Below are 14580 nucleotides of genomic sequence, written 5' to 3'. Positions count from 1 at the left end.
TTCGTAATCTACTTGTTTACCTCGGCATTCACTTATCTCTTTTTAACAGGATCTAATATTTCTGCTACAGTCTTACCTTTCTTTCTTCTATTTGCTAATGTTGAATACGGGAGATTTAAATGTCTAGCCCATTCAGGCAAAGTCATAGTTAAACCATTGTGAGTTAACACGATGTTGTTACGTTTGTTATTACCTTGTGTGATATTGTCCGCCCATCTGCAATTATTAGGTTCGTAATTTCCGTTATAATCAATCCTATCAATAGATAATTGATCATTATATCCTTTTTCCATTGCCCAATTGTAGAAAGACGTGAAATCATTCCTCCATATATCACACATTTTAATACCTCTCCCACCATACAAATGAAATTCTTCGTATTTTTCGTAATAACAACGTTCTATTATCTTTCTGTACACCTTGTACAATCGTGTATTCGACAATCCGTGAGTTTTATTGGGATTATTTTCTTCAAAAAGCTTCTTTGTAATCATCTTTCGATAACAACCGCAGCTCTTATACCCTCGTTTAGTTTTTATTTGGTCTGTTCTTCTCACAAACTCTTTTCCGCATTCGCATTTACATTTCCAAAAAGAACGGTATCTCTTATTCTCATAAGTTTTATGAGAAAATTCTAAGACTGTAATCATATCAAACACTTGACCTGTTAAATCTTGCAAGTATAACACCCCTTTCTAGTATAAATATATTATACCATCCAATGTCATACCCGCAAATACCAAAGACTTAGCGTCTGCCGATTTTGCCCGATGTTTGCCACCATATTACTATAGTGGAGGGCATCACTACCCTGAATCAAATCCTGGGAACTTTCATCTTTACCACCAAAAATATAAAAGAAGTTTGTTACACCGTCCTTAGTAATGGTAAGCATATTCTCGCTTCTATGGTCCTTAACCTTATATCCACGAGACTTTAGCATCTTTTTAAGCGGTGTTATAACATTACGACGATGTGAACCAATCGTTTTACCACACATACCGAAGTTTTCGCCTTCGAATGATTCCATCGCCCACATAACATAGGATAGAGCCATTGATACTGTCTTCCCGGCACGAATGGAACCATCGCAAATAATCCCGTCATAATTTTTAACGGGACTGTTAGGCTTCCACCAGGTTAATACTTTCAGCTGTTTCTTGGAAAATGGCTTAAATTTGAATGGAGCAGGTTTCTTTTTACGTTTCGGAATTGTCGTCATGGTCATCCCACACTTCCTCTACCTTACCTTCTAACGCCTCTTTGAAACCGTCGTCTTCGTACTCATCACCATCTTCACCCTTAATACGAGCAGTATCAGCTTTCGTTTTCTCAAGAGTAGCTTTCATCTGTTCTAACTCTAATCTACGTTTATCATCAGCATGGGCCAATTTATCAAAACGAGCTATCATTGAGGTTAATGTATTCATAGCCCTAGAAAGAGAATTAAGCAGGTTCGCTTGTTTATCCCAAGCTTGCTGTACATCCCATTGTTTTTCCACCGGGATTTCTTCTATATACTCACCATCTTCTGTTTTTTCAAACTTGAGGTAGTATTTAACCTTAGATAATTCTTTTGTTTTATCCTTTTCACTTCGAACATGCATAATTCGTTGGGAATTTAAGATATTGAAATATTTGAGCCTTATCATGTTGAATAGCATAGCTAATGGATCTTCATTTTCTATTTCTTCCAATAATTCCACTGCTTTTTCGTCATCTTGTGGAATTATTTTACGGAATAACCCATGTTTAACTGCATTATCATTACCAGCAGGGGCGCCATGACCAACAGCGTTTTTATTACCATACTTAGGGTTCTTGTTACCCGAATTTCCTATTGCGTTTTGATTTCCTTTCGGAGCACCACCTTTACTCTTTCTTTCGGAGTACTCCACTTCTTCGGATGGAGTACTCCGTTTATTTTCATGGAGTACTCCGTCTAATTTCTTCACCCAACTATCTTTCGTTTTCCATCCACCCACTGTTTTTTCAGATACATTTTTTTCAGATGTTGATAGCAGTTCAGCGATTTTACGATTAGTTATTTTACCATTGTGCTCTTTATAAATATCAAACGCCTTATCTCGTTCTACACTTCTTCTACTCACTTCACATCACCCACCACCTTCTATATTAATAGGAAGAAACTCGTTATAACTCCCCCTCATGGTAATCCCTAATTTAGTCTTGAAATTCTCTAAAACTCGATGTATTATATTTTTGTGTTTTTCTCAGTTCCCAAACGGAGAATACATCATCACTTATGAAAAGGACCCGAACTCCAGCGGGTTCTTTTTATTTACTTGAACTCATTTTCGAATTATTGTATTATGTTTTCGGGTCTTGCTCCATAAATCATTATCAGGAGAATCTGCAGGTTTGCAGGTTCTTTTTTGTAAATTTAAAAACATCCATTATACGAACGCTTCATGTTATTATGGTAAAGCTGTATTAATCCAGATTGATATGTAGGTGAAACGAATGGAAAATAAAGAACATGAACAAAAGTACGATCTAAGCAAGATATACACATACACAGAACTTCCTGACAAAATCAGCGGTCGCTGTGATAATTGCGGAAATACCGCGTTTAAGAGTTCCGTTAAAGATTTCATCTATTTAAGAGAGTGCCGTAAATGCGGCATGAAGAAAAGCATCTAGCCCAGGTAGGGCTTTTTTCTTTATAAAATAAAAAAGCAGCGGATTCGCTACTTTAAAGTAAATGGTTTAATCTTGAATTACCTTTATCTTCCCTGCCATTTAACGAGTACATTATATCTTGGTGCTTAATCATTCTTTTATGATTACGTGGCACTTTAAATTCTTTTCTATGTTCTTTAATTGTAATTATCGTTTGGCAATCTATATTCAATGCTCTTGATAACACATGAGGGTTATATCCGCTGTCTAGCAATGAGATAACCTCATAAAACATAGCTTTCCCACCAACCATCCTCAATAAATCTTTTTTAAATTTATCTCTTTCTCTAGCTCTTTTATTTTGTAATTCGCGTACTTCTTCTGCAAATCTCTGTCTCTTTTCCTTTTCTAATCTTTGTTTTTCCTGTTCAATTCGTTGTTCTTCTTGTTGCTTCGTTAACTGTTTTTCTTTTTCTAAATCTCTAACAACATCTTCAACCTTTGCTTGTTCCATAGCTTCATCGATTTCCCGTTGCATAACAACTGTACTATATGTTTTATTAATTCTTTTAATATATTCGGTATATAAATTAGGGAACTCTTCTTGAACCTCTTTATTTAATACTGTTTTATATTCAATCATATAAGTAATCTCTAACAAAGACCGTTTTAAAGGACTATCCTCTAGTATATAAGCCACTTTATTAAATAAGTGTGAGTAGTCTTTGGTATTGGAATATCCGTTAAAATGAGCAAGAACTCTAGTTTTTATTTTAAAAGCTTTGCCTACATAAACAATCTGATTGTTATGATCTGTAATTAAGTAAACACCACTGTCGAGATTGTGTATTTTTTTATTAAACTCATCTAAACTCATGAACTTTAATTCTCCCATCCCTTTCCCCTCCTACATAATCCCCTTTTCTTTTGCTCTCTCATAAAGAACAGTACGGCTCACACCAGTAACTTCGCATATCTTTTTAACTGTAAACTTGTTTTCCTTTCTGTTTGCAAGTAGTTCTAAAGCATGCTCCATATTTGGATTATCATCATCGTACTTTTTGGGACGTCCTTTATAAACGCCTCGTTCTTTAGCCAGTTCAATACCTTCTCGTTGTCGCATTCGAATTAGGTCCCGTTCTAACTGATTAACACCAGCCATTACAGTTAGTAAGAAAGTGCTGTATGGATTATCACTTGTAGTATCAAGCCAATTATCTTTTAATGACTTAATAGAAGCGCCTTTTTCCTTAATTGTTTCTATAAGTTTAAATAAGTCCTGTGTACTTCTTGTAATACGTGCTAATTCAGTCACTACAATTACATCACCTTCACGCAGATTGTCTAACATACGTAACAACTCAGGTCTGTCTGTTGTAGCCCCACTAACCTTTTCTTCAAACACATAATCACATCCATAATCACTCAATTGTTTGAGTTGCCTTGCTAAGTTCTGATCTTGTGTCGATACGCGAGCATATCCAAGAATCATTCCATTTCTCCCCTTTTGTCCGTTTAAGTGTCCGTAAATTAACTATAACTTAATAATAGCATTTAATTTCCGTACATGTAAACCGAACATATAGAGAGTTGTGAAATAAGAGTTTTAAATATGTCTAAATTGTGAACAAATACAATTCTGGATAAGTACACCCATAACGGACGTTTTACTATCTATTTTCGTTCGTTGTGTTCGTTTGTTTTGTAACATATCGATAATACACGCGAAGGATGATTATCCATATTAGAATCCCGAAGAAGTCTACCCAATCCATTTCCTCACTCCTTACTTACCTAACAGATAATCCACCCATTCAACTTGTTTCTTCAATTCCTCATCAGACATCTTCTCTAATCCTTTAAGAGTGTAATCTTCTCCAAACTCTTTTCCACCATCAATGACGAATCGAATCATTTCTTCTCTAGTCATGTTTTTATTACCCCTTATCTTTCCTTAACAACAAACAAGACGCCACCCAGATCACGGTAGCGCCTACGATAATTGCTATTGGTTTAATCAATATTTAGTTTTCCTACTTTCAACTTAACGGCATCTGCTGTTTGATGGATTTCACTTCCAACAAACGATGTAGGAATATCAAATCTAATCGGTTCTCTATTAAATCTAAATTTACCCATAGCCTTTTCTAACTTCTCCAATGCACCCACACACTCATTAGCAGCTTCAGTTACTTCCTTCATTTGTTTTAACGCTTCTGTTGTATCGGCATCCACCTTAATAGTAAGTTTGTTCTTAGCCATTAATAATTCATCCTCCTACCCAAATGTCCATTTTGTTCAAATCTACGTTTAATGTGTAATTTCTATATAACAAAGAAAATTGTTCTCTCTAAACCCGGAACTAACATACGATACAAGCTGATCTGCTAATTCCTGGTTTACAAAAAACAAAAAGCCCTCACCGAAGTGACAGCTCTTTTATAGCTTATAAAAATATTAAAGGGGATGGGAGGTTTCTTCCGACGCCTTGTTTGAAGCAGTACATGCATTAGATGGAAGTGTCCATTCCACTGTACTACCTCAAACAAAGAGTGGAACTCTTTGCCTAACGAAAGATGTGAGTAATTCGTTGAAAGTGTAAATCATTTCGTCCAAATTGGTGAAGAAGATGCCTATTTTAATATTTGTTTTCTTTCAATAAACGCGATGTTCATTTAATCATAAATAAACCACCCCATTCCATTTCCAGAAACAAATAACAGAGAGTAATAGACACTTATATTCACTATCAGCCCAGAGGACGCTTCTGAGCTGAATGGTAAATATAAATTAGAAACAGCATGACGAATGCGAGTTATCTCACACCCGCCACACTGGAATATGTCATTGTTATACATTCATTGGTCTTTTCGTCTTTTGCGGGTTCTTACCGCCTTGCCCGCCCTACTATGCGGTATACGTTGCCGTGACATTCTCGCATAAGAACGTTTCACTGATAGGTGTACTAATCCTCTTCGATATGCGGTTGTCAAAGGGCTTGTACATTAAGAATACCGTTGATTTCATTATCAAAATTCCCCCTTTTTATCCCCTATTTTGTCGGGATTTTCTCGGTGTTTTTTGTTTATATTTCAACTCTCCACATCTTGAACACTTGTGTTTAGTTTCTTTAAAATTGAATATCCAATGATGTCCTAAAAAGAAACATTTAATTCTAGGATTCAAAGTTATATCACCTATTGACGTTTTCATATTTACACCTACTTTTTATGGTTAAATCATTCCTAAAGCTGTAGCAATCAATCGAATGGCATTCTTTTTCTTCTCATAAAACGCATCTTTCTTAATAAGTAACTCATTATAAATGAAGTCGTCTTTCAGTTTCTTATTACTTAAATACTTCATCTCGATGATCTTTACTTCATCCTCATCCAAACTATGCATTAACGCCCTCTCAACCTGTCTTAATTTAATCTGATTAACATGCTTTGTATCACGAATTTCAGGGAATAGACTGATTCCTTCCTGTTGTTGCTCTGCTTTATTCTCAGAACACACCTTCAATGCTCTGTACTCCTTTAAGATGCTTACTACTTCTTTCTGCACCTTCTTTTCTGTTTCCTTATCGATTGCCGGTAATAATGTTAATTGTCTCTCCATGAAGGAATCCCCCTATTTCGTATTTTGGTTTTTACATTCACATCAGGTACGTGAAATTTTACTATCTCTTTGTTGAATAAGGGAACGATGACTACAATACAGCCCCCACCACACTGTTAGTCATGGTTCCACTATCCATTAAGCTGTTGTCTTCCTATAGAACGCTGCTATACGTTTCTCTTCATCGTGAATTCTCCATCCATCATCTAAATGATCCATTAACTCCTTGTACGTAAATACATCGAAACTCCATACGCGTTGTTTATCTCCAAAACCTTCTTCATTACGGTGCAGCATAAATTCTCTTGTACCTTTGTATTTTGGAATCATCTACTCAGCTCCCTTTATTTTCTTATCCAACCTTTCTGCTTGTCCTTCATAACAACCACTAATTCCTGTTTATATCGGTATTCAAACATCTTCTTCATATATGGAAAGCGATCGTTAGCGTATCCTTTAACATCAATTACTTCCTGCGTTCCATCTTTATAAGTAACAAGGAAATCTGCTGTGAATTTCCAGTCCCTTCGTTTCTTTCGCTTGCCCTCTCGTGTAGTAATATAAAACCCTTCAAGGAGCATGTACTGAGGTTGCAGTTCAATTCCAACAACCTCAGGATTACTCTTTAGGAATAGGTAATATTCCGCTTCTGTTTTACTATCAAACTCAATTCCTAGTGCAACTGTTTTTCTACTATTAATACGGCCTGTTTTCTTTTTACGTTTGAACAACTTATATCCTCGCTTTCTATTAAAATGAAGTTTTTGTTTAGTTTTCTTTATCCCACCCTTGATACTTTCTGAATAATTCAGCCATTGTCATATTGTTATGTTTTGCTAGATCTTTAGTTAAGGCACATACATTTTTAAAAGATGTACATCCTTTTTCTATATCGAGATATTCTAGCAAATTAACATGCCAATCATTAAAATATGGTCCCTCACCGTCATTAACTTCTTCCGCCCAACAAAATAGCCTTTGATTATTAACTGTTATCGTGACATTCGGTATACCTTGATTACTTCCCTCACACCAACGCCAACCGCCGCTTTCCCAATGACCATCATCCGTATCTCTTTTGCTTGCATCATCACTCAGTATCTTAAAATCCTCATCCGAAACTTCATATACTTGATATGATGTTGTTTCGTCACCGTATGTTCGTATAGCATTAACCCCTAATCTTTTTAAATCTTCAGTTATGTTTCCTTGTACTAATATTTCTTCCATTTTAATTTCCTTAGTTAAATTAACAGTTCCGATTTCTTCGTAGGGTTGTACTTTGTAACCTTTTTCTTGTAGTATTTTTAATACTTCTTGTGCATCCTTCCACGCCGTTATACCTTGTCCAAATTTAATAGTCACTCTATTCATTTTCATTCTCCTTTTCTAATAAAATAGCGTTTTTGTTTGGTTTTACTCCTCGTCCCAACGTTCCACTCGACCTCTTGTGTAAGACCAAATCCCATTCTTCTGTAATGTTTCTAATTCAATTTCTACAGGGATATAATCATGACTATTTAACAATTCGCCAATGATACTTTTAGCTAACTCTTCTGTAGGTAAAAAGCATGTTTCAGTTAAATCCATCGTGTCATCCTCTTTTGCAAAATCAAAAAAAACATCTTCTTGATATTGATAAGCAATCGCCCAAAATTTCATATCCTTTTTCCTCCCATATAACAATTTTTATTTAGTTTTATATATTTCTCCCCAAACATCACTGAACATACGTACATGCGTATTCAAACGCTCAGTCATTTTCGTAATCCGATAATGTAACCATGTTATATAAATCAACAGAACACTAATTAAATAAATCATTCAATTACCTCCCAAATAACGATTTTGTTATATTTCACCTTCATGTTTTTTTATGATATTTAAGACTTCCTCTGCATATGGTTCATCTTGATTAACCACATAATATTTAGGGTCTGGATTCCGTCCTTCTTCTTCTCTCATAATCCCTATTTTCCGTACAATACCATCCATGACTAACAATTCACTTTCAGTAGATACTTTTAGCACATCCTCAATTTTTAAAACTCCGAACTTCATATCATCCCTTCCTTTCTCTCAAATAATGATTTTGTTTATTTTTCTTCACATTCACAATCATGCAAATCGCCACCACATTCATTACAAACACAATCACAAAACGCTATTTCTTTATCGCACTGATTACAATATTCGATTGATGAGTATGTCATTTTATCCCCTCCATATCCTGCATCACTAAATGCAAATATTGAGTTGTACTTTTGATTTACCTAGTGTTATAATGCGAGAGATCAATAGTTACATTCACTGATCAACCTCATGTAATTTTAATAAAAGTTCTCAAGATTCAGCCCCTAGCAGCGCACCGTTAGGGGCTGAACTCTTTCCAAATAAATCTTTTATTTAGTTTTTTCTAATGAATGTTTTGCCCACAGATACGCAGTCTCCGCATTTGTGATTGCCACTGATTTTTCTCTCCCATTCGTACAAGCAAGTCCGATTGTATACAAGAATTTTTCATAAGCTTCTTTTACCATTTTTTCTTTTTGTTGTTTGTTCATTTTTTTATTCTCCTTTTCAAATAAGAATTTTGTATTATTTCTTTAGTAGCTCTGGATTTTCATAAATATTCCCCAGTACTTCTGCTGTAAAAGGTAATGTATCTCTAAACGGAAAATAATTTTTCAAATGATTACGTGGACTGCTTATCAATTTTTCTTTCCATTGGTAGTCATGAAAAACGACTTCAGTAATAATGTCTTTCTCTTTTAAAATATCGCCCTCATAAACTTCCTTTCCGTTCTTATCTTTTAAGCCTGTGTATCTCAACAATGGAGAATAATATTGATTTTCTTTTCCACCATTCTTCAACGTGTCTTTTAAGCTATCAAAGTTAAGTATTTCTTCCCAGCTATACATGATTCGATTTTCTTTACCATAAATCCGATACTTAATTTCATCCATGTCTTATTCGTCCTTTCTCCCAAATAACTATTTTGTTTTATTTTGTTTCTGATTAATGTACTTTTCTTCGATTGCTGGCAGTCGATCCATCATTAATTTGTATAGTTCATCAATCGTTATTAATTCTCCAAATGGTTTGTTCTTAAAATGCGGAGAGTCTATTCCGACATTAATTTGATTATCAAACATTGATTCATCCCCGTGTATATGTCCATGAATTGACCATTTTCTAGGGCGTAATCCAATTTCAAAAGGATAATGCGTTAACCACATTTGTTGTTTCTGATGTTTAAGAGTAATTCCAACTTCGTGATACTCATGGAGCAATCCCATTTGATTAATCTTCTTGTAATGCTTAGAAAAATCATGATTTCCTTTTATTAATAAAATCTTTCCTTTAAGTTGTTTTAAAACATCTACTGTTTGTTCAAAACTACCTAAACACAAATCCCCTAAATGATACACAACATCATCTTCATTAACTTGGCTATTCCATTTATCAATCATATTTACAGTCATTTCTTCAACAGATTGATAAGGTCTGTTTTCAAAATCTAAGATGTTCTTATGCCAAAAATGTGTATCGCTTGTAAAATATGTTTCCATTATTCATTTTCCCTCCAAAATAACGCTTTTGTTTAGTTTTCTTCGTCTTCTAAAGATGCTACTAATTGAACAGCTCTTTCAAACACTTCTTCATCGGTAACAGTTACCAGCAAAGGCACTCCTTGACCCACATACATACCGAATGTAAATGAATCATCTTCATTGTCGATAATGAAGTATATTGGAACATCGAACCCTTCTATGACATGAGTTACTTGAATTATTCCCTCTGGTTTTTCCTTTTGTTCTGATAGGTCAATCGTTTCTATTTTAGAAATCTTATACTTTTTACCACCTGAAATAACTACTGCATTTGTAAAATCTTCTGCATATATGCTCATTTTTATATCCTCATTTCTTACAAAATTCAAATTTTGTCTTACTTTTCTCTAACTTTCGCTAAACGTTCCGCAGCCTGTTGTCTTTGTTCCTCAGACATCACACGAACCTGTTTCATACTGACTTGTTTTTCTTGCAGTGCACCTTTTACCGCTATTGGTCTTCCGTCCTCTTCTTCTAAGGTCTGTAATTCACATAGATTACTAAGTTTTCGAATGTGTTTCGGAACAGTAGAGTAAACCATCCACTCCTTTGTACTGTTGTCAAAAACTAGAGTTGTTTCTTGTTCTTCACGAGGATATGCCATTGTTTATTTACCTCCCCTTATTCCAGTAGATCCGTATCCATTTGTTCCACGCTCGCTATGCGATAACTCGTCCGCTTCTTCAAAATGCGCTGTTATTACTGGCGCTATGACGTTTATACCCAATATTCTTCCTGTCTTTTCACACCTGATAATCTCTTTTTCTTCATTGTGAAGTCTTGTATGATCTGCTAAACTCATAACTTCTAAGTTAGATATTTTATTATTTTGTTTGTTATGATCCTTATGGTGTACAACTTCCCAAGCTTCTAAGGGTCTTCCTAAATGCAGGGACATTATGTAACGATGCTCCATCACATATCCGTCCTGATCACAGTTAGGATGTTCTGGGTGATAAACCAGTACATAACCACGAGAATTTATTCTTCTTCCACCTTTAAATAACGGATTTTTTTCTCCTCTATTTTCAAAATTAGGATTATCTTTACCTAGATACATCGTTTCTCTTCGTTTGTTATCACATTTTCTACTACAAGCTTTCCTTCTCTCCCAATGACTCGGTTTGGTCTTGAAAACCTCCCCGCATACGCAACACTCTTTAAATCTTTTATCGGATCCCTGTACTCCCAAAACCACTTCCCCCTCTTTCTGATTCACTCAATTCATTTGATTCAACAAAACAAGCTGTCATTACTGGAGCGATTACCCCTTGAGCGATTCTGTCTCCACGCGTCACTTCATAAGCTTCTTCTCCCATATTTTCTGCAATAATACCTACCTCTGATCTATATCCACTATCCACCGTTCCAAGAACAACTCTCAACTTTGTATTACGCGTCATGCCGCTACGCGGGCGCACCTGTAATTCATATCCTGGTGGAATCTCAAAAGCTAATCCGGTTTGTACAACCTTTGTTTCGCCCGGCCATATAATCGTGTCCTCTGCTGCTACAAGATCGAAACCCGAATCTCCAGGCTTTGCATATCGTGGCAATTCCACATCTTTCAATCGCTTAATCTTCACTCTTAAATTCATTCCGTTACGCCCCTTTTAATGAACCTTCAATTTGTTTCTTGCGTGTAATTAAATCGTATAAATTACCTTCTGTTTTCTTTTTCTCAAGCCCTAACATATTTAAATGTAGTTTCATGTTGCTTATATCAGAATTAACACTTTCTAATTCCGATTCGAGTTGAATTCTCGTTTCTTTCTTCATGCAATCCCTCCTAAAGTCCTAATTCCTTCATAATCTTTCCTTCTTCGAATCCAACAACTATATTCCCATTCTCAAACTTAAACGCTGGTAAACTATGAATACCGTTAGATTTTAGATTTTTGTAAGCTTTATCTGTATCGCTTGAGTTATCTACATTAATTTCTATTATTTCTATCTCTACCGGGCACGCTTCAAACATAAATTTCGCCCTCTTACAATTTGGACAATCGTTTTTTGTATACATAACGATTTTATATTTGCCATTCTCTTCATTCTCCTTCGCCTCTGCTAATAATTGAGTTACTTCAAACGTGCCATGTTGTGTATATTTCATATCATTCTCTCCTCGTATATTATATTTAAGCTGTTATTTCAGCTTTAAATTCCCTTAATAAGAGACCCGTAAATTAATACTTGGATGTCTCAAGATATTTCTAGATAATGATTGTAGGATCATTTGGGACAATTCTAATTTCTCCTGTGGATATACCACATAAAAAAGAGTGTTTCTCAGTGAACGTGCGGGACTCCCTACTCGCAGGCTGAGCAGCCTGACCCTCGAACCTAGATGTTAGTAGCTCTAGGGCGGCTTTCGATTCAGGACAAGCTCTCATACACGAGGTTGTTGGTCGGCGTACACACTAGAGATATCTCGAGGCGTCCAAGAAATGATTCTAAATCGAAAGGAGGTCTCTTACGTGAGATTATTTGTTGGTCTAGATGTAAGTTCGTTTGATATAAAAGCTTGTATTCTAAATGGTGAAGGAGAAAAGCTAGACTCCTTTTCAGTCAATAATGATTTACCAGGTGCCACAGCGCTTAAAGAGCGATTATTACAACGTATAGCCACTCAAGAGGTTGAAACCTTTAAAATCGGCTTAGAATCCACATCTGTTTATAGTTTTCATCCATCTATGTTTCTTCACTATGATGAAGACTTACAAAGCTTTGGAGCAAAAGTCTTTCTAATGAATCCAAAACAAATTGCAAACTTCAAGAAAAGCTATTCTGACATGGATAAAACAGACGAGATTGATGCCTTCGTCATCGCTGACTATTTACGGTTCGGAAGAAATCAAATGTCTATCGTAAAAGAAAGCCAGTATGTGGCACTACAGCAATTGACAAGATCTCGTTATCAGCTCGTTAGAATGTTGACAAAGGAAAAACAACATTTTTTACAACACCTAAGTTATAAATGTAATACGTTCTCACAAGAGGTGGACTCTTCTATATTTGGCAACGCCATGATGGAATTGTTCCTTGAAAAATTCAGTCTAGAAGAGCTAGCCAACATGCCTTTAGAGGAACTCGCTGAGTTCCTACAAGTGAAAGGAAAAAACCGATTTGGTGACCCAAAATGTGTGGCATCAACCATTCAAAAGGCTGTTCGCTCTTCCTATCGTTTGGATAAGGTTGTGGAAGACTCCATCGATGTCCTTCTCGGAACATCTATTGCGGTCATTCGTACCTATCAACAACAAATCAAAGAACTAGAAAAATCCATTAAGCGAATCATGGCTGGATTGCCTCAAACACTTGAATCCATTCCTGGAGTCGGACCTGTGTTCGCCGCCGGTATTCTCGCTGAAATTGGTCAAATCGAAAGATTTGATGATGAAACCAAGGTAGCAAAATATGCCGGATTATATTGGCGTACGCACCAGTCTGGTCGATTCACCGCAGAAAACACTTCATTATCTCGTAATGGAAATCATTACTTGCGGTATTACTTAGTTGAAGCCGCCAACTCTGTAAGAAGGCATGTATCTGATTACCAAGAATATTACGTGAAAAAATATAATGAAGTACCAAAACATCAACACAAACGTGCACTCGTTCTAACCGCAAGAAAACTTGTGCGATTGGTGGATGCGCTACTACGTAGTCACCAACTCTTTACGCCAGAAAGGTGCGTGAAAGTGTGACATAAAACTTGTCATCGCTACCTTTCAATTAATTTCCAGTAAATTACATGTATTACTGGTCTAGTTTCGTGATGTCTTTTTTAAATAAATAGTACTTTGATAACTAAAAATTCTGTTGTTTTTCAGTTGACATACTACCGCAGGTCTTTTTTATATTTTCATAGTTTTATCGATTGCCATTTTAGCAGTAGGATCGTATTGACCTTTTGAATTGTGCCAATCATTATGTTTAACTTTGTTATAAATATCATTTTTGGTATTCTTGTATTGTTTTTGTCGTTCATTTTTGATTTCATTGGCTGTCTTGTTCGCTTGAACAAAAAATTCTTTTTTATATCCATGCTTTTTAAGTTCATCCATTAGAATGTCGATCATTATTTTGTTTACATCTGTTTCTCGTTCTTGATGTTTTAACAATTTTAAATATGAATTAACCTCTCCAATTTTTATGCCTAATAGGTGATTATCCATTTTCATTCTTTTATAAGTTGATTCATGCGCTCCTCTTTGTTTTAATTTGTTGATTTTCGCTTGTATATTGTCTTTTTTCTTCACTAATTCATTTTTTTCTTCCATCAATCGTTCTTGCATAGAATCTGTAGATAACACTGGTGTATTACATTTAACACATCTAACTAAGTTCATTTTTCTCCGTCTCCTTCTTCCAACAGCCCCGCCAGTTCCTCGCAACTCCCTTCAAATAAGTCGCGCCCATCCGGTAGCTTGTATATGTGATTATCGATTAATTTGTTGATTAAAACGTCTTGCCTGTCCATGTTGCCTCCTATTCGAAAATCGGTAATTCTGTATCTATGTGAACTGCCTTTCCGCCAATAATTCTGACGTCTAGATTCCTATTTCCTTGCTTGTCATAATCCATTGCGAAAATGACTACTGCGTTGTTACATGTGTATACAAATTCATCTCCAACTTCCATTTGTTCTCCATTCAACTCTTCATTAAGAGTTTTAAAAAACACATCTAACTCTTTCAT

At 35.5% G+C, this 14580-nt stretch carries 25 protein-coding genes and 3 pseudogenes; 2 read left to right on the top strand and 26 right to left on the bottom strand.

The annotated features are described in order from the left end of the window. Window positions 1–32: 32 nt before the first annotated feature. The 3 genes and pseudogenes from QCI73_RS30385 to terS all read right to left on the bottom strand — a co-directional run bounded on the left by QCI73_RS30385 (window position 33) and on the right by terS (window position 2111). Window positions 33–689 (bottom strand): hypothetical protein, encoded by a 657-nt coding sequence (locus tag QCI73_RS30385; protein WP_353824168.1) that lies wholly within the window; start codon window positions 687–689, stop codon window positions 33–35. A gap of 119 nt (window positions 690–808) precedes the next feature. Continuing rightward, window positions 809–1228: pseudogene (locus tag QCI73_RS30380) on the bottom strand (PBSX family phage terminase large subunit); the annotation flags it as partial. Next, on the bottom strand, window positions 1200–2111 hold the full coding sequence (gene terS, locus QCI73_RS30375; RefSeq protein WP_200730737.1) for a phage terminase small subunit: 912 nt from the start codon (window positions 2109–2111) through the stop codon (window positions 1200–1202). The gene terS and the pseudogene QCI73_RS30380, both read right to left, overlap by 29 nt. Before the next feature lie 373 nt (window positions 2112–2484). Here terS and QCI73_RS30370 point away from each other — a divergent pair, with 373 nt between their 5' ends. Continuing rightward, window positions 2485–2664: a DUF8096 family protein gene (locus QCI73_RS30370; protein ID WP_234449425.1), complete on the top strand. Its 180-nt coding sequence runs from the start codon at window positions 2485–2487 to the stop codon at window positions 2662–2664. A 484-nt stretch (window positions 2665–3148) separates the two neighbouring features. Here the strand turns inward: QCI73_RS30370 and QCI73_RS30945 are convergent. The 20 genes and pseudogenes from QCI73_RS30945 to QCI73_RS30275 form a co-directional block, all read right to left on the bottom strand. After that, window positions 3149–3538 (bottom strand): annotated as a pseudogene (locus tag QCI73_RS30945) (GIY-YIG nuclease family protein); the annotation flags it as partial. 12 nt (window positions 3539–3550) lie between these two features. Beyond that, window positions 3551–4135 carry a recombinase family protein gene (locus QCI73_RS30360; RefSeq protein ID WP_200730739.1) on the bottom strand — a complete coding sequence of 195 codons (585 nt, stop codon included), beginning with the start codon at window positions 4133–4135 and terminating at the stop codon, window positions 3551–3553. A 294-nt stretch (window positions 4136–4429) separates the two neighbouring features. Next, window positions 4430–4573 carry a hypothetical protein gene (locus tag QCI73_RS30355; protein ID WP_200730740.1) on the bottom strand — a complete coding sequence of 48 codons (144 nt, stop codon included), beginning with the start codon at window positions 4571–4573 and terminating at the stop codon, window positions 4430–4432. Between the two features lie 83 nt (window positions 4574–4656). Continuing rightward, the gene (locus tag QCI73_RS30350) at window positions 4657–4905 is read right to left on the bottom strand and encodes a hypothetical protein (RefSeq protein WP_200730741.1); all 249 of its coding nucleotides are present in this window, start codon (window positions 4903–4905) and stop codon (window positions 4657–4659) included. Between the two features lie 972 nt (window positions 4906–5877). Further along, window positions 5878–6264: an ArpU family phage packaging/lysis transcriptional regulator gene (locus QCI73_RS30345; protein ID WP_048528579.1), complete on the bottom strand. Its 387-nt coding sequence runs from the start codon at window positions 6262–6264 to the stop codon at window positions 5878–5880. 138 nt (window positions 6265–6402) lie between these two features. After that, complete coding sequence (locus QCI73_RS30340) at window positions 6403–6594, bottom strand: hypothetical protein (RefSeq protein WP_200730742.1); 192 nt, start codon at window positions 6592–6594, stop codon at window positions 6403–6405. 14 nt (window positions 6595–6608) lie between these two features. After that, a complete protein-coding gene (locus QCI73_RS30335) occupies window positions 6609–6995 on the bottom strand; it encodes a DUF1064 domain-containing protein (protein WP_200730746.1) in 387 nt (128 codons plus the stop codon). Window positions 6996–7032: 37 nt separating this feature from the next. Continuing rightward, complete coding sequence (locus tag QCI73_RS30330) at window positions 7033–7494, bottom strand: hypothetical protein (protein WP_200730743.1); 462 nt, start codon at window positions 7492–7494, stop codon at window positions 7033–7035. A 21-nt stretch (window positions 7495–7515) separates the two neighbouring features. Further along, window positions 7516–7638, bottom strand: a pseudogene (locus QCI73_RS30940) (DUF8088 domain-containing protein); the annotation flags it as partial. 42 nt (window positions 7639–7680) lie between these two features. Then, on the bottom strand, window positions 7681–7926 hold the full coding sequence (locus tag QCI73_RS30325; RefSeq protein ID WP_200730680.1) for a hypothetical protein: 246 nt from the start codon (window positions 7924–7926) through the stop codon (window positions 7681–7683). 189 nt (window positions 7927–8115) lie between these two features. After that, window positions 8116–8325 (bottom strand): hypothetical protein, encoded by a 210-nt coding sequence (locus QCI73_RS30320; RefSeq protein WP_200730681.1) that lies wholly within the window; start codon window positions 8323–8325, stop codon window positions 8116–8118. A 341-nt stretch (window positions 8326–8666) separates the two neighbouring features. After that, window positions 8667–8828, bottom strand: coding sequence for an Acb2/Tad1 domain-containing protein (locus QCI73_RS30315; protein ID WP_001041610.1), 162 nt, complete (start codon window positions 8826–8828; stop codon window positions 8667–8669). Between the two features lie 34 nt (window positions 8829–8862). Further along, the gene (locus QCI73_RS30310; RefSeq protein ID WP_086876980.1) at window positions 8863–9231 is read right to left on the bottom strand and encodes a YopX family protein; all 369 of its coding nucleotides are present in this window, start codon (window positions 9229–9231) and stop codon (window positions 8863–8865) included. A 27-nt stretch (window positions 9232–9258) separates the two neighbouring features. Next, window positions 9259–9837 (bottom strand): metallophosphoesterase family protein, encoded by a 579-nt coding sequence (locus tag QCI73_RS30305; RefSeq protein WP_353824167.1) that lies wholly within the window; start codon window positions 9835–9837, stop codon window positions 9259–9261. A gap of 32 nt (window positions 9838–9869) precedes the next feature. Then, on the bottom strand, window positions 9870–10178 hold the full coding sequence (locus QCI73_RS30300; protein ID WP_200730683.1) for a hypothetical protein: 309 nt from the start codon (window positions 10176–10178) through the stop codon (window positions 9870–9872). Window positions 10179–10216: 38 nt separating this feature from the next. Further along, window positions 10217–10483: a hypothetical protein gene (locus tag QCI73_RS30295; RefSeq protein ID WP_200730684.1), complete on the bottom strand. Its 267-nt coding sequence runs from the start codon at window positions 10481–10483 to the stop codon at window positions 10217–10219. A 3-nt stretch (window positions 10484–10486) separates the two neighbouring features. Further along, window positions 10487–11077, bottom strand: coding sequence for an HNH endonuclease (locus tag QCI73_RS30290; RefSeq protein WP_200730685.1), 591 nt, complete (start codon window positions 11075–11077; stop codon window positions 10487–10489). Next, on the bottom strand, window positions 11049–11477 hold the full coding sequence (gene dut / locus QCI73_RS30285) for a dUTP diphosphatase (protein WP_200730686.1): 429 nt from the start codon (window positions 11475–11477) through the stop codon (window positions 11049–11051). The genes QCI73_RS30290 and dut overlap by 29 nt, the downstream gene beginning before the upstream one ends. 4 nt (window positions 11478–11481) lie before the next feature. Beyond that, on the bottom strand, window positions 11482–11658 hold the full coding sequence (locus tag QCI73_RS30280; RefSeq protein WP_198174701.1) for a hypothetical protein: 177 nt from the start codon (window positions 11656–11658) through the stop codon (window positions 11482–11484). A gap of 10 nt (window positions 11659–11668) precedes the next feature. Then, window positions 11669–11992, bottom strand: a complete 324-nt coding sequence (locus QCI73_RS30275; protein ID WP_234449419.1) for a glutaredoxin family protein — start codon at window positions 11990–11992, stop codon at window positions 11669–11671. Window positions 11993–12356: 364 nt separating this feature from the next. Between QCI73_RS30275 and QCI73_RS30270 the strand changes: the two genes are divergently transcribed. Next, complete coding sequence (locus QCI73_RS30270) at window positions 12357–13586, top strand: IS110 family RNA-guided transposase (protein WP_127063753.1); 1230 nt, start codon at window positions 12357–12359, stop codon at window positions 13584–13586. 150 nt (window positions 13587–13736) lie between these two features. Here QCI73_RS30270 and QCI73_RS30265 read toward each other — a convergent pair whose 3' ends face one another. The 3 genes from QCI73_RS30265 to QCI73_RS30255 are packed head-to-tail and all read right to left on the bottom strand — an operon-like array spanning window position 13737 to window position 14580. Further along, on the bottom strand, window positions 13737–14231 hold the full coding sequence (locus QCI73_RS30265) for a hypothetical protein (RefSeq protein WP_200730687.1): 495 nt from the start codon (window positions 14229–14231) through the stop codon (window positions 13737–13739). Further along, window positions 14228–14362, bottom strand: a complete 135-nt coding sequence (locus QCI73_RS30260; protein WP_200730688.1) for a Fur-regulated basic protein FbpA — start codon at window positions 14360–14362, stop codon at window positions 14228–14230. Before QCI73_RS30260 ends, QCI73_RS30265 begins: the two co-directional genes overlap by 4 nt. 8 nt (window positions 14363–14370) lie before the next feature. Next, complete coding sequence (locus QCI73_RS30255; protein ID WP_200730689.1) at window positions 14371–14580, bottom strand: hypothetical protein; 210 nt, start codon at window positions 14578–14580, stop codon at window positions 14371–14373.

The sequence above is a fragment of the Bacillus cereus group sp. MG16 genome, from assembly GCF_040459875.1.
Lineage (GTDB): Bacteria > Bacillota > Bacilli > Bacillales > Bacillaceae_G > Bacillus_A > Bacillus_A paranthracis.
Note: the sequence above shows the minus strand (reverse complement) of the source record. Positions and strands in the feature narration are given on the sequence as shown.